We start from the raw sequence: 21118 nt of genomic DNA, 5'->3' as shown, positions 1-21118 counted from the left end.
GGAAAACAACACGTTTTGTCGTTTAGGCCGGTATCAAAGGTATTTAATAAGCGTCCTGGTCAATAAAAAAGAGCCATCTGGCGCATACGTCCAGAAGACCCTTTTTAATCATAGCAAGGGACCATGTCCTTACTTTCTGACTCTGACTATAGGTGGCACGTCCCCGTGATGTCAAGATTCTTGACTAGTACGGCTATTCCACCGTCGTAAACGTCCAAAAAGCCACTAGACATCACAGTTCTAGCGCGTGAGGTTTAGGCGGCGAGCACGTCAGCGAAGGAAAGGTCGAGCACACGGGGGAGATCCTCCGGGTTCATCTCGATGTCGAGTCCCCGCTTGCCACCGGAGAAAAAGATGGTGTCGAAAAGCAGCGCCGTTTCATCAACCACTGTCGGGAGGATGTGCTTGTGTCCCAGCGGGGAGATGCCGCCGGGGATGTAGCCGGAGGATTTGGAGGCGTCGGCAGGCGTGGCCATCGTGGCCTTAGAAGCGCCGAAGGCAGCGGCGGCCTTCTTGAGACTGAGCTGGTAGGTAACCGGAAGGACGCACACGGCGAGCTGGCGCTTGGGGCCTTTGCCGGCGCTCAGGTCGATGACGAGGGTTTTGAAGATGCGCTCAGGCTCGACGTCGAGCGCCGCCGCGGCCGCGTCGCCGAAGTGCTCGCGGCCACCGTCGAAGGTGGAGACACTGTGGTCGATTCCTGCCTCTTCGAGGATTTTGAGAGCGGGGGTAGCGGCGTGCGGGGTCTTCTTGGCCATAGAATCCACCCTAGTCCGGAGCGCTAGGATGGTGAGCATGGCCACCGAAACGACGAGCGAGACGCTTCAGAAACAGCGATTGTTTGAGGAGCAAGCCTTGCCCTTGCTGGATCAACTGTATGGCGGAGCGATGCGCCTAACGCGCAACCCCCAGGATGCAGAGGATCTCATCCAGGAGACCTACCTCAAGGCCTATAGCAATTTTGATTCCTTCAAACAGGGGACGAATCTCAAGGCCTGGCTGTATCGCATCATGACGAATACCTACATCAACTCCTACCGGAAGGCCAAGCGCCGTCCGGTGGAATCCTCAGCGGATGAGCTGAGTGATTTTCAGCTCTACACCACGGCCGGGCATGACTCCACGGGCCTGGAATCGGCGGAGGTCGAGGCCCTCAAGCAGATGCCGGATTCGGAGATTTCCGAGGCCATGAATGACCTACCGGAGGACTACCGCATGGTGGTGTACTACGCGGATGTAGTGGGTCTGGCCTATAAGGAAATTGCGGACGTGATGGGCACACCGTTGGGAACCGTGATGAGCCGCCTCCACCGCGGAAGAAAACTGCTCCGCGCGGCGTTGAAGGACGTAGCACGTGAAAAAGGCATTGGTCGCAACCACCCAGAGATGGAGGAGAAGTAATGGAACGCGCAACAGGACGCAATTGCGGTGCGTGTAACTCTCCGGAGGTTGAAGCGCTCTTTAGGGAGCTGTTCGATGAATCGACGAGCTACGCGCGAGCTATGGCAATCCGCGAGCATCTTGCGCAGTGCGATGCCTGCCAGCAACGCCTTGAGAGCGAGGAAGTAGTTCGGGCACTCGTACGCAAGTGCTGTGGGGGACAGGCCGCGCCGCAGTCGCTGCGCCAGCGCATTAGCGTGCAGATTACGAGGACTGAAATTACCTGGGGATAAGCAAAGGGCTCGTTCCCGCCCACGGTGGTGGGGTGAGGAACGAGCCCTGAATGCTGACGTTATGCGTTAGGACGCTTGCCGCGGTTAGCGGACTTCTTGCGGCGATCCTTGCGCTTACGGCCACGCTTGCTCATCGCGTACTCCTTCTGTTAAGGGTGAATGAACTTATTCAACTGTAGCGGCAGGGTATGCCTGGGTGTTAATCGGGGGTGTGTCTGTTTAGGCAGATACGCGGGCACGGCCGCGGCTGCGGTTGCGGCGCTTGATAGCGCGGCGCTCCTCCTCAGAAAGGCCGCCCCACACGCCGGCATCCTGGCCGGACTCGAGGGCCCACTTGAGGCAGGAAGAGGCAACTGGGCAGCGGTTGCAGACCAGCTTGGCCTTAGCGATCTGGGTGAGTGCGGGGCCGGAGTTACCGACAGGGAAGAAGAGCTCCGGGTCCTCGTCGCGGCAAACGGCTTCGTGGCGCCAATCCATGATTGAAATCTCCTAACAAATTTTTGACAGCAGTGGGTGAAGTAGGCGCACCAAGGGCAGTCCACGGTGGTGAACTGAACTGAGTGCTACTGGGTGTAAGTGGACTGGTCTGCGGTCAGTGGGGCCCTGTCTCGAGTTAGGGCCAGCGTCGACGCCGCCGTGGTTCACTTTCTGTTAACTCGAAGGATTCTCCGAGTTAAGAACTGATTTAACAGCTCGTTGTTTTGCTACCTGAGAATAATGACACGTTTACTCAAAGTCCGCTAGGGGTAAAGGGCTAAAAGTGTCCAACGTCACTAAATAAATTCTTCCAATTTGCACTTTTCTAATGGGTGGGCGGCTGTAAGAAGCCTGTCAGTAGCGTCTCTACCTGCGGTGACGGGGAGATTGGGGTGAGTGTGGTGACCTGGATCGCGTCAAATCCATCAACCTCCTCGCTGCCCCCGAAAACACAGCAGGAGGAAAGTCGAAGCTGAGTACAGGAAGTGCGAGTACTGCGGCAATTGAATTGGGCAATTGAATTGGCAGTGGGTGAAGCTTTGGCGTGGAGACTGCCTAAACCATGGGGCAGGGAAGTAGACTAAACGCCCGTGAATAAGAAGAAGAACCAGCCCTCAACTACACCCGACCGAGCTGCCGGAAACCGTGCACCGCGTGCGGTGATGGCGGCTGCCGGCATCGCCGTGGTCCAATCCATCGCGGTTATCATTTTCGGCATCTTCCTCATCGTCCGTGAGGTTGCTGGCGCTGAGAACGGCTCCATGGTGTCCGATTCCGGCGCATCGAGCTTCGTGGGCCTGGGCACTGCCATCTTCATCTTTATCGTGTTCGGCTTTGTCATCGTCGGCTCGTGGGCCTTCGTCAAAGGCAAACGCTGGGGCCGCGGAGCCATCGTGCTGGTGGAATTCATCCTGGGCGCCATGGCTTTTCAGATGTTTAACGGCGGCTCAGCGCTGCTAGGCATCGTGACCTTGGCAAGCGCCGGGCTCGTCCTATACCTGCTCATGGCGCGGCCCGAGACGGCGCAGTGGGCTGAAAGCCACTTTTAGTAGGGCATGCCTAGGCGGCGGTGAGCGCCACAGCGGTGTCGCCGCGCTGCTCAACGATGACCGTGCCCGCTAGCGTTAGCGAAATCGGGCCGGAATAGCCGTCACGGTCAACGGGAATGGTTTTCTCGGTTTTCCCGGTAGACCAGTTCACCACGTCGATCCCCTCCTCAGTGGGGACGAGTAGGCGTTCGTCGACTGCGACGCCGGTTCCCACCGCTTGCTCGAGAATGTGATCCACCTTGAGCTCTGTAGGGGTAAAGAGGTAGAGACGCTCGCCGTCGAACCACGACATGTGGTGCGGCAGATCCGCAATCGCGGGCGCAAAGGGGGACGCGGCGTTGGTGATGGACTTCGAAGGCTCAACGTCCGTGGAAGACAGTGTTTCACCTTCGAAGCTATAAGAGACGATGCGCGGTGAATCGCCAGGGAGGAAGACTGCGGCCGCCTCCTGGCCGTAGGCGATGAGGCGCGCACCAGGATCCTCAATTTCGATGTCCTTTGTAATTTCCGGAGAACGGGAATCCTCAGGAGTGGCATTTTGGATGCGCAGCCACGTGGAGTCCGGGGAATCTGGGCAGGTTTCAGTGACACCCAGTGTTTCGGTGCGGGTCAGCGCTGAGGTGATGGCGCAGTCCTCGTGGGGCTGTAGGTTCGGCTCCTGTTTGGCGTCGACGTCACCGTACTCAACCGAGCGCACAAGATCCGAGCGCCAGAGCTCTACGCGCTCTGCGGAAACGGTGCCCACGCGGTCATTCGACATGATGGGGACCACCTCCTCGGAATTGCGGGCGCTGCGGGTATCGGAGTATTGGCCGGTGGCGGCATCGATCGCCACTACATCGCCGCAACCATTGCCTGCGTCATAGGAAGCCACAATTTTGTTCCACGCTGTGGTGAGCGAACACAGGTCGGCATCGCGGCGTTGATAGGTCCAGACTTCGTCGCCGGAGGCGTTCGAGGCGCTGAGCATATCGCCGTCATGGGTGATTAACAGGCCGTTGGAGGATACCGCGCGAGCCTGTCCCGGCACGAGAGTGTTGGGAAGGCTGAAGGCTTCGGTGAGGGAGCTCGGGATGGCATCGAGAAGCGCCGGTTCATCGTCGGACGCGGCGTCTACCGCCGGGGTGAGCTCCGCCTTATGAATGGGTGCGGTGATGACCGCGCCGCCGATGGCGATGGCGCAGACCGCACTGATGGCGCCCACGGCAATCCAGTCCGCCTTCGTGGAGCGCAGGATGGGAGCCTTCTTCGACGAGTCGACCTTTGCCCGGGCCTTATCCAGCTGGGCTTCCTGGGTGTGCTCGGTGCTCATCGATGCCCTCCTTGACGGGGATTGCGTTTGCGGGAACGGGTGCGGCGAGAGGCGCGGGTGGAAGCCGCCGAGGAACGCGAGGAGCCTCCACGCGGCGATTCCCCGCGCGAGCCCGAACGCTTCGCTGCGCCCAGCACCTTGGTGGGCGGACCAACGGTGTCAGAAACGCCCTCGGGAATATCGAGCGCTTGCGCAAGCTCAGGAGAGGTGCTGAACCACTGTGGCGGCTCGGGCTGGTCCAGAGAAAGCTCATCGTTGATAACCTGCCATTTGCTCAGCTCATCGTAGCCAACGAGCGTTACCGCCGTGCCGGTGTGGCCAGCGCGACCGGTGCGGCCAATGCGGTGGACAAAGGTCATGGGGTCATCCGGCACCTGATAGTTGATGACATGGGTGACATCATCGACGTCGATGCCGCGAGCGGCGACATCCGTGGCCACCAGAATCTCCACGGTGCCTTCGCGGAAGGCGGAGAGCGAGCGCTCGCGAGCCTTTTGATCCAAATCGCCGTGGACCGCGCCCACGCTAAAGCCGCGCTGCGCTAGCTCGTCTGCGACGGCGGCTGCCGAGCGCTTGGTGCGCGTGAAAATGATGGTGCGCCCGCGGCCTTCTGCCTGCAGGATCTTTCCCAAGACCGCGATTTTGTCCATGCGGTGTGCCTGGAAGGTGACCTTGCGCGTGGAGGAGTGGGTTTGTTGGGCGTCGCCGGACTCGGCGCGGATGTGGACCGGCTTGTTGAGGAAGGTGCGGGCCAGCGTCACGATGGGCCCGGGCATGGTGGCGGAAAAGAGCATGGTCTGGTGCGGGTTGCCGTGCAGGAGGGAGAGAATCTTCTCAATATCCGGCAGGAAGCCCAAGTCCAGCATCTCATCGGCCTCATCCAGAACCAGAACGCTGACCTGGTCGAAGGACAGGTGCTTCTTCTGGCAGAGATCGAGCAGGCGGCCCGGAGTGCCCACGACGACGTCCGCGCCCCTCTTGATGTGTGTGATCTGCTCTTCATAGGGACGTCCGCCACACAGGGTGACGATGCTGAGCGGAAGATTAGCGGCAGCAACCTTGAGGTCCCCGCTGACCTGGATGGCCAGCTCACGGGTCGGCGCGATGACCAGTGCACGGGGAGTGCCGTCGAGCTCCGGGATGTCGGCGTCATCGAAAACGCGATCCAGCAACGGCACGCCGAAACCATAGGTCTTGCCCATGCCGGTGCGCGCTTGGCCAATGAGGTCGTGGCCATTCAGGGCGATGGGCAGGGTGAGCTCTTGGATGGCGAAGGTGTGCGTAATCCCGTTCTCAGCGAGGGCATCACAGATCTCTACGGCGACGCCGAGCTCGGCAAAGGTAGGGGATTCGCGGGAATCGCGGGATGATTTCGGGGCAAGCACACCTTGATAGTAGAGGACGTGGCTATAGTGGGGCCATTAGAGCGCCGGGGGCGCAGGCCTCATGGCACGGACTAAAGAACACGATTTAAGGGAGTAGACACCACATGGACATCAAATTTGGCTTCGCCGATACCGCCCGCGAACTGGTCATTCACGCGGATGGTGAGCGAGAAGAGCTGACCCAGACCATCAACAACGCCTTGGGGGAGAACTCCACTCTCGAATTGAAGGACACCAAGGGCCGCACCTATATCGTGCGGACCGAGCGTGTGGTCTACGTGGAAATCGGCACCGTGCGCGCCCACACCGTTGGATTCGCAGGCTAAGTACGCGCTCGCTGCCTCAGCGGGTAGCCTAAATGGCCATGGATAATCCCGCGGAACTTAAGCAGCGCCCACAGTTCGTCTCGGCGGTGGAGCGTTTCGCTCGCGAGTACGGCTGGTGGCGAGTGGTGGCGATCCCCGTCATGGTCGTCATCACGGTGTGGGTGCTGGTTGATGTTTTTCGTTCCCCAGCCCAGGATGCGGAGGTGTCGGCGGCAGGGGAGACGTCGGCAAGCACTGCGGCTGCTGACGCACCCTCCCCCAAGGGGCCTGATCCCGCCAATGCCAGTGCAGTTGCCGCGGCCAAGGATGGCTTGCCCGCCGGCGGTGACTTCACGGAGCAAGGTGATGAAACCTACCGCGATGCCGGCCCTTCTACTATGCACGCGGGCAAGGGCGGAAAACAGACCATCCGGTTCTCAGTCGAAATCGAAAATGGTGTGGACACCTCCGCCTATGGCGGCGATAGGGCCGTCGTAGCGCTGGTCGACGCCACCCTGGCCGATCCCCGCGGGTGGACCGCCAACGGCGACTTTGAGTTCATCCACGTCAAGGCTGATGACAATCCCGATACGCACATCCGCCTCACCTCGCTGGGGACTACGGCGAAGTTGTGCGGCGCGCAGTTGGAATCAGAAACCTCGTGCCACACCACTATTACCGGGGAGTCCACGGTGAACCTCAACGAGTCTCGCTGGGTCCGGGGCGCTGCACCATTTGAGGGGGATGTGGGCAATTACCGCCAGTACTTGATCAACCACGAGTTTGGTCACGCCATCGGATTCGCCGCGCACCAGCCCTGCGGCGGCGCCGGTAAGCTCGCACCGGTCATGATGCAGCAGACGCTGAGCTTGAACAACGCGCAGCTCTTTGAGAAAGAGCCAAACGAGATCTATCCGGATGAGGATGTCACCTGTGAGCCGAACCCCTGGCCCTATCCGACTCCCGCAAGTTCCGATCACACTAAACCCGAGTAAATCGGCCCAAAGCTAAAAAGGACTGTTTCCCCAATGCCACTGCCTCCTGAGCCCGTTCTTGCAGCCTTTAACGCTGAGTTCCATCCCCGCAGAACGCAGGGAGAGCTCGTGGGGCCTGCCTGGGATAACGGGATTCGCGTCGGGGATATTGTCTTTGCCGAAGCTCGCGCGTGGACCAGCTGGTCCGCCAAGGTGCGTGAGAAGCTAAGCCTGCCGGGAGCGCGCATTGCCCGTCCGGTGCTGACGGCGGATGGGCGCTACACAGCTGCCGGGTGGAAGGCCACGCAGTTCGTGGAGGGGCAGTTGCGCGGGCGCATTGATGAGACTGCCCAGTTGGCGCTGCGGCTCGATGAGGCCCTAGATCTGGCGCCGCTGCCCACGATGGATAGGCGCGAAGATGTTTTTGCGCGGGCGGAGAGGGCTGCCTGGGAGGAGAGCGGTGAGGCCTATTCCGATACTGAGCTTGCAGGGCTTCCGCTGGTCACCGCGCACGTGGATGTCCTGGGGACCACGGTGTTCTCCGGGGCTAACCCGCCGGCGCTGACTGATATTGTGCCTTCCGCGGCCCCGCGCCCGGTGGGCTGGTCCGCCGCGGTGGTCATGGTGGATGGCCTCATTGCGGGGGCGGTGGACGATGAGATTTGTGCTCGCTTTGCGTCAGTGCCCGGTATACAGCAGTTGCTCTTGCGTGCTGTGGCATACCGCCGTTACGTCAATATCCTGCACCCGCGGTCAAAGGCGACCGTGCGTTCGAACATCGAAAGGGTAGAAGCGGCCCTCGTGTCCGCAACATCTGACAGACTGTAGGGCGTGAAGTACAGCAGCGAATCCCCCACACGTACCGGCGTCACGCTTCCCCCCTCGCCGGATGTCCGCCTTATTCCCCGAAGACGTCGTGCCGCCACGCGCACGTGGGACGTGCCATTGCCGCAACAGGGCACGTGGCGAGTCCTGGGAGCGGCGGGATCGGGAGTATCGAGCCTGCTTATCGACGTTGTCTTGGCACAACTGAACGCCGGCGCCGATGCCTCCGGCATCCTTGTCGTTGCCCCGTCCAAGGAATCCGGCTCGTTGCTGCGCCGCGAGTTAGCTGAAAACCTCGATGACTACGCCGCACAGACCTCGATGGTGCGCTCGGTACACTCGCTGGCTTTTGCGCTCCTGCGCCAAGGCAGCGAGGAAGAGCTGCGCCTCATTACCGGTGCTGAGCAGGATGCGGTGATCCGTGAATTGCTCCAGGGGCATGCTGCCGATGGCAGGGGCGCGTGGCCGGAGGAGATGCGCCCAGCCCTTGAGTACGTGGGGTTTGCGCGCCAACTGCGTGACCTGTTGCTGCGCTCCATCGAACGCGGCCTGGGGCCTTCAGATTTGGAAGAGCTGGGACAGCGCTACTCCCGGCCCATGTGGGCAGCCGCGGGCGAGTTCCTGCGCGAATATGAGCGCACCCAGGCGCTGGCGGGTTCGCATTCCTACTCCGCTGCGGAGCTGGTTAGCCAGGTTCTTCTGCGCCCGGAGCTGCTGCGTGAGCATCCATGGCACACCATCGTGGTTGATGATGCCCAGCTGCTGGACCCGACCTCAGGGCAATTGATTGCTGAGCTGGCGAAGACCGCTCGACTCACAGTGATTGGTGGTGACCCCGACCAAGCGGTCTTTGCCTTCCGCGGTGCCAACTCGGAATTCCTCACCACTTGGGAAGCAGAGAACGAGCTGCGTCTGAACTCTACGCACCGCACGCCTTCCCCGGCGTGCGTCAGCGTTGTGGATTCCCGCGGTACTTTGCGCGATGTTTTGGCTAATACGGTTCGCCGCCGCCACCTCGAAGACGGGGTGCAATGGCGCGATATCGCGGTGATAGTGCGCTCCACCGGGGATATTGGTCCCGCCCGTCGCACACTGCTTAGCGCTGGTGTGCCGGTACATATCAATCCCACAGACGTCGTGCTTGCGGAGCAGCGCTTGGTCAAAGCAGTGCTCCTGGCGTTGCGCGCCTTGGAGAACGAACTCGATCCTGCAGAGCTCGAGGAGCTAATTACCGGGCCTGTCGGTGGAGCTGACCCGGTAACATTGCGCCGACTCATCCGCGGCCTGCGCCGTTGGAAGCCGGAGCAGCGCGGAATGGAATCGCTGCGTGAGTTGCTGGACGGTGAATTGCCGGACTTTAACAACCTCCTCACGGAGCGCGAGGAAGCGATTCTGGCGCGCATTCGCGGTGTGCTGTCTGCTGGGCGTGCGGCCCTGCGCGCGGGAGCTGCCGTTGAGGAAGTCCTCTGGGAGGTGTGGCAGGCCACCGGTTTGGACACGCGCCTGCAGGCAGCGGCTCTGCGCGGTGGTGCCGCGGGCTCGCAGGCAGACCGCGACCTGGATGCGATGATGGCGCTGTTCGACGCTGCCGGTGATTACGCCGAGCGCCGTCCGGCGGCATCGTTGGAGTCCTTCATCCTGCACATCACGGAGCAGGAGCTGCCTACCGGCGTGCGCGATCGCCGCGCTGCCTTGCCCGATGCTGTAGAGATCCTCACTGCGCACGGCGCGGTGGGGCGCGAGTGGGACACCGTCATTGTGGCGGGCGTTCAAGAGGGCACATGGCCCTCGGTGGGGGAGACCGGCTCCCTCTTTGGGCAAGAAGACCTCATCGATCTCATCGACCGCGACATCACGCCCGGCACACCGGTGAGTCACGTGTCCGGGCGCTTAGCGGAGGAGCGCCGCCTCTTCCACGTGGCTACCACCCGCCACTTGAGCCGCCTGCTCATCGTGGCGGTGGATTCGCCGGAGGGCGATGTGGTGGAGGAGCCCTCCCGCTTCATCGACGAATTCCTTTCTGCACGCGGAGTCGATGTTCCCGGGGCACAAGCGCGCCGGGAGGCCGGCAAGCGCTTGGCGCGCCAGGCTTGGCCGCGCGAGTTGGGCCTTGAGGTTCCGGATCCGAGCCCGGTCACACTGCATAGCGGTTCACGTGGGGATGAGGAAGTGGATCCCCTCGATGTCTCGGTGTTGTCAGTGCCCTCCTTCGTGGCGCAGCTGCGCCGCCGCGCTACCGATCCGGAAACAGGAGAGGCGGAGCGCTCCCAAGCGGTACGGCAGTTGGCACGTTTGGCAAAGGCCGGGGTTCCAGGGGCGCATCCGGATCACTGGTGGGCCGCGCGCGGCGTGGCCTCCGAACTTCCGCTGCGTGGGTCGAGCACAGTATCGCCGTCCCGGGTCGATGCCCTGCTCACGTGCCCGCTCAACGCCGTGTTGGGGCAGCTGGCGGAGGATGATTCCTCGAACATCAACCTCGTGCGGGGCAACCTGGCGCATGCCTTCTTGGAGGCTTTAGGCCGCGGCGCGGCCGCTGAGCCTGCAAAGCAGCTGGTGCTGGATGCCTTCGACTCGCTCCTCGAAGGCCCCGCGTGGCACCGGGAAGCTGAACGTGCGGACTTTGAACGCCTCATCGACCGCACCCATGGCTGGGTGCTCTCGAGCTCAGTCTCACTCGAGCCCGTGGGCGTCGAGGTCCCCGTCACCGTGGATATTGGCCCCGATGTCACCATCCGTGGGTTCATCGACCGGCTGGCAAAAGCCGGCGAGGACTATGTCGTGGTGGATCTCAAGACGGGGACAACAGTCCCGTCGGCCAGCAGTGCCCAGGACAATACTCAGCTCATGACGTATCAGTTGGCGCTAGCACACGGCCAGCTCGTCGGGGCTGAAGCAGAACCAGGTAGCGAATCTCATGACGTGTCCATCCGGACCGGTGATGGCCTGCCGCGCGGCGGTGGTGTTCTGGTGTACCCGCGGTCGAGCGCTGCCTCCGTGTCCACCCGGGAACAAGCCACCAAGCCTCCGGAAGAGCTTGCAGAATTTGCACAAATGCTGCCCGCACTCGTGGCTGAGCTGCGCGGACCGGATCTGACCGCGCGCGAAAATGCCGATTGTGATCGCTGCCCAATCCGCTCTATTTGCCCCGTGATGAATGAAGGAGGTCTGGTGACCAATGCCTAAGAATCCGGCTCAACACTTCAGCCCTGAGGAGCTTGCTGCCGCGCTGGGCAAGCCTTTTCCTCCCACCCCGGAACAGGCCGCTGTTATCGATGGCCCGCTCGGTCCGAAACTCGTCGTGGCCGGCGCTGGCGCCGGTAAGACGGAAACGATGGCCTCACGCGTGGTCTCGCTCGTGGCGAATGGTCTGGTGAGGCCCGAGCAGGTCCTCGGCCTCACCTTTACCCGCAAGGCGGCCCAGCAACTGGAGCAGCGCATCCGCCGCCAGCTGTTGACGCTGCGTTCTTCTGGAATCCTTGCCTCGGGCAGCCCGGCGGCTGAGGCCGTGGAGAATATCGCCCCCAACGTGTCCACGTATGACTCCTATGCAGGCGATCTCGTCCGCGAGTATGGCTTGCTCATGCCGGTGGAGCCGAATGCCCGCATCATCACGGAGGCGGAACGCTACGCCATCGCTCATGAGGTGGTCAGCAACTACACGGGCTCGCTGAGCACCGATAACGCGGTGGCCACGGTGACCGCGACCTTGCTCAAGCTCGCGGAAACGATGGACGGGGAGCTCAAAGATCCGCAGGATCTCTATGAGCACGAGGACATCTTCCGAAAGACCGCTGAGGATCTAGAAAAGAGCAACCGGACTAAAGGTGAGTTCGGCAAAGACTTGCAGAAGTACTTGGATATCCAGCGCCTGCGCTTGGAGTACCTGCCCTTGGTGGAAGCTCTCAAGAAAGAGCAAGCGGAGCGCGGAGTGATCACCTTCGGTGAGCAGATGTCCATCGCCGCCACCCTGGCCAAAAAGTTCCCGCTTTTGGGTGAGCAACAAAGCGCGCGCTACCGCGTCATCATGTTGGATGAGTACCAGGACACCTCCCACGCGCAGCGCATCCTATTGCGCTCCCTCTTTGGCGGCGAGCGAGAGGGACTATCCGTTACTGCGGTCGGTGACCCCATGCAGTCCATCTATGGCTGGCGTGGCGCGACGGCCGAAAACCTGGAGGCTTTTGTCACGGACTTTCCGCAGCCGGATGGCACCCCGGCGCCGAAGGATCAGCTCACCACCTCTTGGCGCAACCCGTCGACGGTGCTGGGGCTGGCCAATGACGTGGCTTCGGAGCTCTTCTCCTCAAGCCCCGGCGAGCGCCCCGTGGATGAGCTGTCGCCCAAGCCCACGGCACCGGCTGGCACGGTTGAGCTGGGTTACTTCGCATCTGAGGACGAGGAGCGCGCCTTCATCGCTGATCACCTTCGTCAGCTCTATGAGTCCACGCCGGAAGGCGAGGATTTCAGCGCCGCCGTGCTCGTGCGCACCAATAGGCAATCGCCTTTGATCGCCGCCGCCTTGGATGAGGCTGGCGTGCCCAATGAGATCTTCGGCCTGGGCGGCCTGCTCTGGCAGCCAGAGATCCAAGACCTCGTGGCAGTGGCTACGCTCTTGGTGCGTCCACAGGACAGCGCGGCGGCACTGCGTGTGCTGACCGGTCCGATGTGCGGCTTGGGCATCGCCGATATCCAGGCGCTGCATTCGCGTCAGCGCAACCTCGCAGGCGCCACCGAGGGCCGCACTCGGTGGGAGGGCGGTGATCCTTTGGAGCACCTGGCTATCCAGGTCGAAGAGATCACTGCGGAGGGCCCGGACCAGGTGCTGGGGCTTGCCGACGCCCTCGCAGACCTCGGCGAACGCGATCGCTACAGCGCCGAAGGATTGGAACGCATGGAGGAGGTCTCCTCCAAGCTGCGTTACTTGCGCACCTATTCCCTGGGGAAGTCATTGAATGACATCATCGCCGACATTGAGCTACTCTTCGGCCTGCGCACCGAAGTCCTCGCCTCCGGCAAGGCTGGTGGGACTACGCACCTCGACGCTTTCGCTGACTTCGTCGCGGGCTTCCACGGGGATGGCCTGGCGGGCCTCTTGGACTACCTTGAGCTGGCCAAGGAGAAGGAAGATGGACTCGAGCTGGGAGAGGTCCCGCTCGTGCGCAACCGCGTGCAGATTATGACGGTGCACAAGGCCAAGGGCTTGGAATGGGAGCACGTCTGCGTGGCACATGCGGATTCCTCGAGCTACAAGGCGCAGGCGGAAACCTTCCTGACCAAGATCGAGAAAGCCCCAGGCGATGAGGACGTCATTGATGTCCCCGAGGATGCGGTGACACGCACCGACTTCGATAAGGCGTGCACAGCATTCAAGGAGCAAAACCGCGAGTTCCAAGCAGAGGAAGCAGCGCGTCTTTTCTACGTGGCCATGACCCGCACCGAGTCCACGTTGACGGTGACGGGCTCCGGCACCAACAGGATGAAGGGCAAGAACAAGAAGGGACCTTATTCCTACCTGCAGTTGCTGGCGGATAAGCACCCAGATCTGGTGGTCCATTGGGAGGTCCCCGAGGTTCCGGAAGAAGAAGTAGAAGGCGCGATTAACGAGGCGTCTTTCCCCTCGCTGACCCCGCAAGCGGAAGCGCTGAAAGCAGCAGACGCGGTGCGCACGGCGATGGAGGATTTACCGGCGCTGCGTGATGGCGAAGTCTTCGGGCTCTGGGAGCAGGAGGCGAGTGCGCTCATCGAAGAACACAAGGCCCTGCAGGCCCCCGTGGTCGATGTTGAACTGCCTGGCGAGCTGACGGCCTCCGACATGGTGGCTATGTCGGCGGATCCCACCCAATTCGCGCGCCGCCAGCGTCGCCCCATTCCCTTCAAGCCCAATTCCTATGCCAAGCGCGGCACAGCTTTCCACGCCTGGCTGGAGGATCGTTTCGGTTCCCCAGCCTTGCTGGGGGAGGACGAGCTGCCAGGCTCGCACGACGAACCGGACCATGACTTGGAATCCCTCAAGGAGTCTTTCCTGGCCTCCGAGTGGGCACAGCGCACTCCCGCTTATGTCGAGGCCCCCTTCGAGATCACCATTGGGGACTCGGTTGTCCGCGGCCGCATGGACGCGGTATTTCAACAGCCGGATGGCTCCTGGCTCATCGTGGACTGGAAGACCGGCCGCCGTCCGCAGGGCGCCGCATTGGCCTCGGCGCAGATTCAGCTGGCTGTCTACGCAGAAGCATGGCGGCGCATCCACGGCGTGGAGACCGTCCGCGCGGCGTTCTTCTATGTGCATGAAAACTATCTCTTGGAGCCAGATGACTTGCCCACCGGAGCACGGTTGGCTGAGCTTTTAAGCTCCGCAGTTTCCACGCCACCGGGGTTGAGTCTAAGGTAGTCTCACGAGGAAATCCGCACTGTCTAGGGAGGTTGGCACTTCGTGCCCAAGCACTTAGGTAAACGCTTTACATCGCGTTTCTTGTCGCAGGTTGAGCTGACCTCGCAGCCAGATCATGCGCTGATCGACGTCATCACGATTCCGCGCACGCAGAGCACCAGCCCGTGGAAACAGCTGGCAAGCCGCGTTATTTGGGCCATGGGGCTGTTGGTCTTCGTCACCATCGTCGTCTTTTTCGACGGCGATGGCTACAGCGAAGACCTGTCCTTCCTCGATGCCGCCTATTATTCAGCGGTGTCGTTGACCACTGTGGGCTACGGCGATATCGTCCCTGTGACCCCCACGGCGCGCTTTATCAACCTCGTTATTGTTACTCCGGCCCGCCTGCTCTTCCTTGTTTTGTTGGTCGGTGCTACCTTGTCGGTTCTGACGGATCGAGCCCGTCGCACGTTTGAAATCCAGAATTGGAGAAAGCAATTGCGTAACCACACCGTCGTCATCGGCTATGGCACCAAGGGCGCCGGTGCGGTCGCCGCGCTTATCGCCGATGACGTCCCAGCCTCCCAAATCGTGGTCGTAGACAATAACCGTGCGGCCCTAGCCAGCGCCGAGCACCATGGCCTTGTCACCATCTATGGCTCCGGAACCAAACAGGATGTCCTGCGCATCGCCGGCGCGCAGCACGCCTCTTCCGTGGTGGTGACGCCGTCCACGGACGATACCGCGGTGCTGTGCACGTTGTCTGTGCGCGAGCTCAACCCGAAGGCCAAGGTTGTCGCGTCTGTGCGCGAATCCGAAAACCGCCACCTTCTCCTGCAGTCCGGTGCCGACTCGGTGGTCACCTCCGCGGAAACGGCCGGCCGCCTCCTGGGCCTTGCCACCGTGACGCCGACGGTGGTGGAGATGATGGAGGACCTCCTCTCTCCGAATGAGGGCTTCTCCGTGGCCGAGCGCGCTGTACGCGAATTCGAGGTGGGCTCTAACCCGCGCCACCTCGCGGACATTGTCCTGGCCGTCCTGCGCAACAACGAGCTGCACCGCGTCGACACGGCAGATGCCTACGCGCTCAAGCCCGGTGACCGCCTGCTCTACATCAAGCACGAGATGCAGCAAGCCGCGGAAGATACCGATGAAGATGAGGACGAAGGCAACTAATGTTCCTGCCCGTCACCGAAGCCGGCCGCGTTCCGGTAACGCCGCAAGGGCAACCTGTTTACCTGGCTGAGCCGGCCGGGGATATCGTGGTGACAGCCGGGGCTATTCACGCTTTCCTCGTGGACACTGAGTCCGCCGAGCGGCTCGGGACGTTGCGCGATGCCACCTTTTTCAACGGGCAGCGCGATATCCTCAAAGCGCTGCACCTGATTCGTAACCGTCGTGAAGCGCGCTTTGATCCGCGCACTGGGCGTGAGCTGTTCTATCCTGCCCCGGGGGCCGTGGGCCACGACGGCGAGCGCCTCGTTTTCCCGCGCCTCGATCCGGCAGTCATCGGCATCATCCACCACCCGGAAACAGACCGTATTCTTCTGGCTCGCAACCGGCACCGTTCAGGGTTCTTTTCACTCATTGCCGGTTATGTCGATCCCGGCGAGACCCTCGAAGAAGCCATGGTCCGCGAGGCTTTGGAAGAAACCGGTCGCCGCGTTGAATCAGTTACCTACTGGGGCTCGCAACCCTGGCCACCGAGCGGTTCGCTGATGGTGGGCTTTTCCGCGGTCACGGAGGATGTCCGGCCCGTGTGCGATACTGACGGAGAGCTCGCGGAAGTGCGGTGGGTGTCCCGCGCTGAACTGCCAGAACTGACCATTGCCCGCAAGGGCTCAATTGCACACACGATGATTATGGAGTGGTTCCACGGTGATGAGACCGGATCTGTCCCTGCTTGATGAAGACCAGCGGGCCGCAGCCACGGCGCCGCGCGGTCCGGTCTGCATCCTCGCGGGTGCCGGTACGGGCAAAACGCGCACGATTACCTATCGCATTGCCCACATGGTGGACCAGGGCTTCGTCAACCCGCAACGCGTTCTGGCCGTCACGTTTACTACTCGTGCCGCAAGCGAAATGCGTGAGCGTCTCAATCACATGGGCGTCGGGGGAGTGCAGGCCCAAACCTTTCACGCCGCGGCGCGCCGTCAGCTGAAGTACTTTTGGCCGCAGGTTGCGGGGGATCTGCCTTGGCAGCTCATCGACAACAAGTTCAGCCTCGTGGGGCGCGCGGTGCGCTCACTCGGATTGGACAACAACAAGGACACCATCCGTGACTTCCTGGGGGAAATCGAGTGGGCAAAGTCCTCGCTGATCAGCCCCGAGGGCTATCCCGGAATCATCGAATCCACGGACCGCGAGGCACCGGGGGACCCAGCCAAGGTGGCGGAGGTCTTCCGCCGCTATGAGGACATGAAGGCCACCCCGGATCTCATGTACCTCGATTTCGATGATTTGCTCATGCACATCGCCGGTGCCATCGAGAACGTTCCTTCGGTGGCTGAGGTATTCCGTGAGCAGTACCGCACCTTCGTGGTGGATGAGTACCAGGACGTCACGCCGCTGCAGCAGCGAGTATTGGAGGCGTGGTTGGGGGAGCGCGATGACCTGACGGTTGTGGGCGATGCTAACCAGACCATTTACTCCTTCAACGGGGCTTCCCCGGAGTACTTGCTGAATTTTTCCCGCACTTACCCGCAGGCCACCGTGGTGAAGCTGCAGCGAGACTACCGCTCCACCCCGCAGGTGACGGACTTGGCCAACGAAGTTATCTCGAAGGCTTCGGGCCGCGCTGCGGGAACCCGTCTGGAGCTGCAGGGTATGCGCGAGCCAGGGCCCGAGCCCACGTTTAAGGCCTATGAGTCTGAGGAGATTGAGGCCAAGGAGGTCGCGGGCCAGGTTCTGACCTTGCTCAACCAGGGAGTTAAGGCCTCGGAGATTGCGATCCTCTACCGCATCAACGCGCAGTCGGAGCAGTTTGAGCAGGCGCTTGCCGACGCCGGAGTGGTCTACCAGGTCCGCGGCGGCGAAGGCTTCTTCCGCCGCCCAGAGATCTTGGAGGCCATCCGCGTGCTCATCGCCGCCACGCGCCGCGATGATCTGCCGAACGATCCGGTGGCCGTGGCGCGCGCGGCCTTCGTGGAGCTGGGACTGTCCGCCACGGAGCCGCAGGGCGCGCAGGCCCGTGAGCGCTGGCAGTCGCTCACCGCACTGGTGGATCTTATCGCACAAATCGTGGAGGACCACGAGGGCATCGATCTTCCCGGCGTGCTCGGTGAGCTGCACCGCCGTTCCGAAAATAAGCACAACCCCACGATGGAGGGCGTTACCTTGGCCACTATCCACGCGGCCAAGGGCTTGGAGTGGGATGCGGTCTTCCTCGTTGGCCTCACCGAAAAACTGCTACCCATCAACCACGCCATCAAGGCCGGCGATGAGCACGTGGAGGAGGAGCGCCGCCTGTTTTATGTCGGCATTACTCGTGCCCGCGAACACCTAGCCCTGTCGTGGGCGTTGGCAAAGACCACCGGCTCGCGGGCCTCGCGTGAGCGCACTCGTTTCTTGGATGGCGTGGTGCCAGGAATCGAAGAAAGCCAGTCCTCCAACCGCCGCTATCGCCCGCGCCGCTGCCGGGTGTGCTCGGGCCAGCTCAGCAGCCCAGCGGAAAAGGTCTTAGGCCGCCACGAGTGGTGTGAATACGAGGGCGATGAGGATGTCTTCAACGCACTGCGCGCGTGGCGTGCATCCGTGGCGAAGGACGCTCAGGTACCTGCTTATGTCGTGTTCTCTGACGCCACCCTGCAAGCGATCTCGGAGGCGCTTCCCACAAACGAGGCGGAGCTGCTCGATATCTCCGGGGTAGGCCCTTCCAAGCTGGAGCGCTATGGCGCGGAGGTGCTGCAGATCATCGCGTCTGCCCGCGGTTAAACACCGGCGCAGTACGCGCAGCGCGGGTGCTCAATGAGCAGGCGGCGTTGCTCCATGCCGTAGAGGTCTATCTCCGTGAGCTCACCTGCTAGCGGTTTACCGCCGGGTGCCCCGGGTGGGGCGGGTCTTCCCAAGAGCCGGCGAATGGTCACCACCGCATGCATCACTATCGCCGTGCGCACGATGGGATCACCCGGTGGCTCCACCGCCGCGGCGCGGTGAGCCACCTCGTGCCACTGCTCGTCGGCTTCGATGCGATGCAGGTGCGCGCACATCGGGCAGGGGCCTGCCCCAGCTACGCGGACCGGTCCGATGATGCCGCGGGCATCGAGCATGGACACTGGCAGCCAGGTCGCCGGGGAATTACTCAGTGCCTGTGCCCATTCCGTGGCGCCATCCAACATATCGACGGCTACGATAGGCAGGTGCCCGGCCACGTTCGCGATGTACTCGGCGGGGGTTTCGCTGTGGAGAGGGGAACGGGGTTGGAAGGAATCGCTAAGCAGGACGTCGCGCAGCTCATTGGCCAGGGCCGAGGTTCCCAAAACCGCCACGCGCTGGGGACGGGGAGCCGGCCACAGAACGCGATAGCTAATCAGATCATCGACCAGACTGCGAGCAGCGGAGGCGCTAACGCCTGTGTTCTCGATGGACTTTTCAATGGTCTGCCGGGTCAGCGGAGTGCGCAGCCGGTTGAGCAGCCCCGCCAGCTGCGGGTGGGCTTCGAAGACCCCGACGCGCGTGGCATCCATCCCACACTGGAGAATTCCAGGCTCGCGTTCAATGACCACGGTTTCTGGCGCCAACATGTACGTCTTAGCACTCATGTTTTCCTCCCCGTTCTTTAACCCACCCCAGTTGTGTTTAGCCACCATTGCACCACAGGTAGAATGCCCTGTCATGTCGAGCAATCCCGAGGTGCGCGTTATTCGCTCCGCCCGGCGCCGCCGCACTGTCCAAGCCCGCGTCGTTGATGGCGTCGTGGAGGTGCGTATCCCCGCCTGGATGTCGGCGGCGGAGGAGCGCGAAGCAGTGGATGGCATCGTGGCGAAGGTCCGCAAGAAGCACAGTTCTTCGCAGCTTTCCGACGACTCCTTGTCTTCCCGCGCCCGTACCCTGAACGCCCGCTTTCTGGAGGGCCGCGCCACGGTGGGATCCATCCGGTGGGTGAGTAACCAAAAATCCCGCTGGGGTAGTTGCACTACCTCAACGGGAGATATTCGGATTTCTGACCGGCTGCAGGATGTTCCCGACTACGTCCTCGACGCCGTCATCATCCACGAGCTAACACACACCTTCATCCCGGGCCATGGCCCGGAGTTTTGGGAGTGGGCCGATCGAGCCCCCAAAGCCGAGCGCGCGAAGGGATACCTCGAGGCCTACCAGCGCTTCCGCTAGTTCTCGTCTTCCGGCTTGTCCTTTTTGTTTTCTTTATCCTCGCCAGCGTCCGTGTTCTTGTCCTCGCCAGCAGCATCGCTGGCGCTGGCGTCCTGCTGGCGGAGCATCTCCTCCAGCTTGGAAAACTCTTCTTCAAAGCCCTCGTCGGGGGTGTCATCGAGCAAACCGTCGATGAAGGAAGCCGGGTTCTCTAGGTGCTCTGCGGTAGGCAGCAGGTCCGGGTGGTCCCAGGCGGAGTCACGCTTATCGGCGCCCACTGCGACGGTGGCGCGGCGCCACAGCTCAGCTGCCGCCTCTACCTTCGGCGCGTTTAGCTCAATGCCAACGACCTGGGAGAAGGCCTTCTCCGCAGAACCACCGGTGGAGCGGCGGTGAGCCCACGCCTCATTCATCGCCTTCGTGGACGGGATGCGCTCACCCAGGGCCTCGGTCACTACGTGCTCGACCCAGCCCTCGACGAGCGCCAGGAGAGTCTCCAAGCGGGAAGCCGCGCCCGCGTTGCGGGAGGTGATCCGCGGGGACAGGTCCATGCCCTGCAGCTTGTTCATCGCATCTTGGATGGCCTGCGGGTCACCGGACTCTAGGTTGAGCTCGCGTGTGGCTTCCTCGATGTGAGAAGTGTCGATGACCAAGCCCATGGCGTATTCCTCCACGGAGGAGACGAGGCGCTCAACCAACCACGGCACGTGCTTGAACAGGCGCTGGCGGGCGGCCTCGCGGGCGCCGATATAGACCAACACTTCTTGGCCCGGAACATTGAGATCGCGTGCGATGGCCTGAATATTGTGTGGCAAGAGTGCGGTGGTGCCTGCGGGGGAGACCGGCAAGCCGAAGTCAGAACCGGTAAGAGCCTGTGCGGCCAAGTCACCCAGGGCGTGGCCTAGCTTCATACCGAAGTTCATGCCGGACATCGAGTTCATCATCGAGGTCATCGGCCCCATCATCTCGCGGGCTTCTTCCGGCAGGGATTCCAGCTGCGCGGAGTTCATGTGCTCCGCCACCGGGGTGACCATGCGCTGCCACATCGGCAGAGTCTCATCCAACCATTGCGCAGAATTCCACGCGGTCACGGTGCCGGAGGCAGTGGGCAGAATCGTGGCATCATCCAGCCACAGTTCCGCCAACCGCACGGCTTCCTGCACTGCAGTGCGGTCTTTATCATTGATCTCTTTATCGCCGGAGATCTGCTGGTGCGCGATGCGCTTGGCCAGGTCATAGTTGACCGGGCCGGCACCCTCCGGGGAATTCATGGAGGAACCCATGCCGGAGAGCATCTGGCCAAACTGATTCAACAAGTCTCCTAGGCCACCGTTGCCCGCGCTGAAGCCGAAGGCGCCGAACGGGTTCTGGTCGCGACGATCGTTATCATCGTCATCGTCGTTATTGGGGAAGGAAAAACCGAATCCGTTGCTCATGGGGC

Annotated in this window: 19 protein-coding genes; 12 read left to right on the top strand and 7 right to left on the bottom strand. The window is 62.1% G+C overall.

Translation table 11 applies throughout. From position 1 onward, the window contains the following. Positions 1-254: 254 nt before the first annotated feature. Positions 255-758, bottom strand: coding sequence for a Cys-tRNA(Pro) deacylase (gene ybaK / locus HMPREF2792_RS07655; protein ID WP_070532481.1), 504 nt, complete (start codon positions 756-758; stop codon positions 255-257). Between the two features lie 37 nt (positions 759-795). Between ybaK and HMPREF2792_RS07650 the strand changes: the two genes are divergently transcribed. Together HMPREF2792_RS07650 and rsrA are read left to right on the top strand one after the other, a co-directional pair. After that, positions 796-1401: a sigma-70 family RNA polymerase sigma factor gene (locus HMPREF2792_RS07650; RefSeq protein ID WP_070532479.1), complete on the top strand. Its 606-nt coding sequence runs from the start codon at positions 796-798 to the stop codon at positions 1399-1401. Next, positions 1401-1673 (top strand): mycothiol system anti-sigma-R factor, encoded by a 273-nt coding sequence (rsrA, locus tag HMPREF2792_RS07645; RefSeq protein WP_070520186.1) that lies wholly within the window; start codon positions 1401-1403, stop codon positions 1671-1673. The genes HMPREF2792_RS07650 and rsrA overlap by 1 nt, the downstream gene beginning before the upstream one ends. Positions 1674-1732: 59 nt before the next feature. Here the strand turns inward: rsrA and HMPREF2792_RS13455 are convergent, their stop codons facing one another. Then, positions 1733-1807 (bottom strand): 50S ribosomal protein bL37, encoded by a 75-nt coding sequence (locus HMPREF2792_RS13455; RefSeq protein ID WP_100227335.1) that lies wholly within the window; start codon positions 1805-1807, stop codon positions 1733-1735. 85 nt (positions 1808-1892) lie between these two features. Next, on the bottom strand, positions 1893-2150 hold the full coding sequence (locus tag HMPREF2792_RS07640; protein WP_010189168.1) for a WhiB family transcriptional regulator: 258 nt from the start codon (positions 2148-2150) through the stop codon (positions 1893-1895). Positions 2151-2740: 590 nt separating this feature from the next. Here HMPREF2792_RS07640 and HMPREF2792_RS07635 point away from each other — a divergent pair. Further along, on the top strand, positions 2741-3199 hold the full coding sequence (locus HMPREF2792_RS07635) for a hypothetical protein (RefSeq protein WP_070532476.1): 459 nt from the start codon (positions 2741-2743) through the stop codon (positions 3197-3199). Positions 3200-3209: 10 nt separating this feature from the next. Here HMPREF2792_RS07635 and HMPREF2792_RS07630 read toward each other — a convergent pair whose 3' ends face one another. After that, positions 3210-4511 carry an Rv3212 family protein gene (locus tag HMPREF2792_RS07630; protein WP_070532472.1) on the bottom strand — a complete coding sequence of 434 codons (1302 nt, stop codon included), beginning with the start codon at positions 4509-4511 and terminating at the stop codon, positions 3210-3212. After that, positions 4508-5896 carry a DEAD/DEAH box helicase gene (locus HMPREF2792_RS07625; RefSeq protein ID WP_070532469.1) on the bottom strand — a complete coding sequence of 463 codons (1389 nt, stop codon included), beginning with the start codon at positions 5894-5896 and terminating at the stop codon, positions 4508-4510. The genes HMPREF2792_RS07630 and HMPREF2792_RS07625 overlap by 4 nt, the downstream gene beginning before the upstream one ends. A gap of 104 nt (positions 5897-6000) precedes the next feature. Here HMPREF2792_RS07625 and HMPREF2792_RS07620 point away from each other — a divergent pair, with 104 nt between their 5' ends. The 8 genes from HMPREF2792_RS07620 to HMPREF2792_RS07585 are packed head-to-tail and all read left to right on the top strand — an operon-like array spanning position 6001 to position 18300. Further along, positions 6001-6222: a DUF3107 domain-containing protein gene (locus HMPREF2792_RS07620; RefSeq protein ID WP_070520196.1), complete on the top strand. Its 222-nt coding sequence runs from the start codon at positions 6001-6003 to the stop codon at positions 6220-6222. 32 nt (positions 6223-6254) lie between these two features. Next, a complete protein-coding gene (locus tag HMPREF2792_RS07615) occupies positions 6255-7196 on the top strand; it encodes a DUF3152 domain-containing protein (RefSeq protein WP_070532466.1) in 942 nt (313 codons plus the stop codon). Between the two features lie 33 nt (positions 7197-7229). Continuing rightward, positions 7230-8003: a hypothetical protein gene (locus HMPREF2792_RS07610; protein WP_070532463.1), complete on the top strand. Its 774-nt coding sequence runs from the start codon at positions 7230-7232 to the stop codon at positions 8001-8003. 3 nt (positions 8004-8006) lie between these two features. Further along, positions 8007-11183, top strand: coding sequence for an ATP-dependent helicase (locus HMPREF2792_RS07605; RefSeq protein ID WP_232748496.1), 3177 nt, complete (start codon positions 8007-8009; stop codon positions 11181-11183). Beyond that, positions 11176-14388 (top strand): ATP-dependent helicase, encoded by a 3213-nt coding sequence (locus tag HMPREF2792_RS07600; protein WP_070532460.1) that lies wholly within the window; start codon positions 11176-11178, stop codon positions 14386-14388. The genes HMPREF2792_RS07605 and HMPREF2792_RS07600 overlap by 8 nt, the downstream gene beginning before the upstream one ends. 42 nt (positions 14389-14430) lie before the next feature. Beyond that, positions 14431-15543, top strand: coding sequence for a potassium channel family protein (locus tag HMPREF2792_RS07595; protein ID WP_070520204.1), 1113 nt, complete (start codon positions 14431-14433; stop codon positions 15541-15543). After that, positions 15543-16274, top strand: a complete 732-nt coding sequence (locus HMPREF2792_RS07590; RefSeq protein WP_070532457.1) for an NAD(+) diphosphatase — start codon at positions 15543-15545, stop codon at positions 16272-16274. The genes HMPREF2792_RS07595 and HMPREF2792_RS07590 overlap by 1 nt, the downstream gene beginning before the upstream one ends. Further along, positions 16249-18300: an ATP-dependent DNA helicase UvrD2 gene (locus HMPREF2792_RS07585; RefSeq protein ID WP_198530310.1), complete on the top strand. Its 2052-nt coding sequence runs from the start codon at positions 16249-16251 to the stop codon at positions 18298-18300. The genes HMPREF2792_RS07590 and HMPREF2792_RS07585 overlap by 26 nt, the downstream gene beginning before the upstream one ends. Here the strand turns inward: HMPREF2792_RS07585 and HMPREF2792_RS07580 are convergent. After that, positions 18297-19127, bottom strand: coding sequence for a TOMM precursor leader peptide-binding protein (locus HMPREF2792_RS07580; RefSeq protein WP_070532449.1), 831 nt, complete (start codon positions 19125-19127; stop codon positions 18297-18299). The two genes, HMPREF2792_RS07585 and HMPREF2792_RS07580, sit on opposite strands and share 4 nt — an antisense overlap. Positions 19128-19200: 73 nt before the next feature. Here HMPREF2792_RS07580 and HMPREF2792_RS07575 point away from each other — a divergent pair, with 73 nt between their 5' ends. After that, the gene (locus tag HMPREF2792_RS07575) at positions 19201-19698 is read left to right on the top strand and encodes a M48 metallopeptidase family protein (RefSeq protein WP_070520212.1); all 498 of its coding nucleotides are present in this window, start codon (positions 19201-19203) and stop codon (positions 19696-19698) included. On the opposite strand, the gene HMPREF2792_RS07570 is transcribed toward HMPREF2792_RS07575, so the two are convergent. Further along, positions 19695-21113: a zinc-dependent metalloprotease gene (locus HMPREF2792_RS07570; protein WP_070520214.1), complete on the bottom strand. Its 1419-nt coding sequence runs from the start codon at positions 21111-21113 to the stop codon at positions 19695-19697. The two genes, HMPREF2792_RS07575 and HMPREF2792_RS07570, sit on opposite strands and share 4 nt — an antisense overlap. Between the last annotated feature and the right edge of the window lie 5 nt (positions 21114-21118).

Source organism: Corynebacterium sp. HMSC068H04, assembly GCF_001811255.1.
Classification (GTDB): domain Bacteria; phylum Actinomycetota; class Actinomycetes; order Mycobacteriales; family Mycobacteriaceae; genus Corynebacterium; species Corynebacterium hesseae.
The sequence above is the reverse complement of the archived record's forward strand: the minus strand, read 5'-3'. Positions and strand labels throughout refer to the sequence as shown.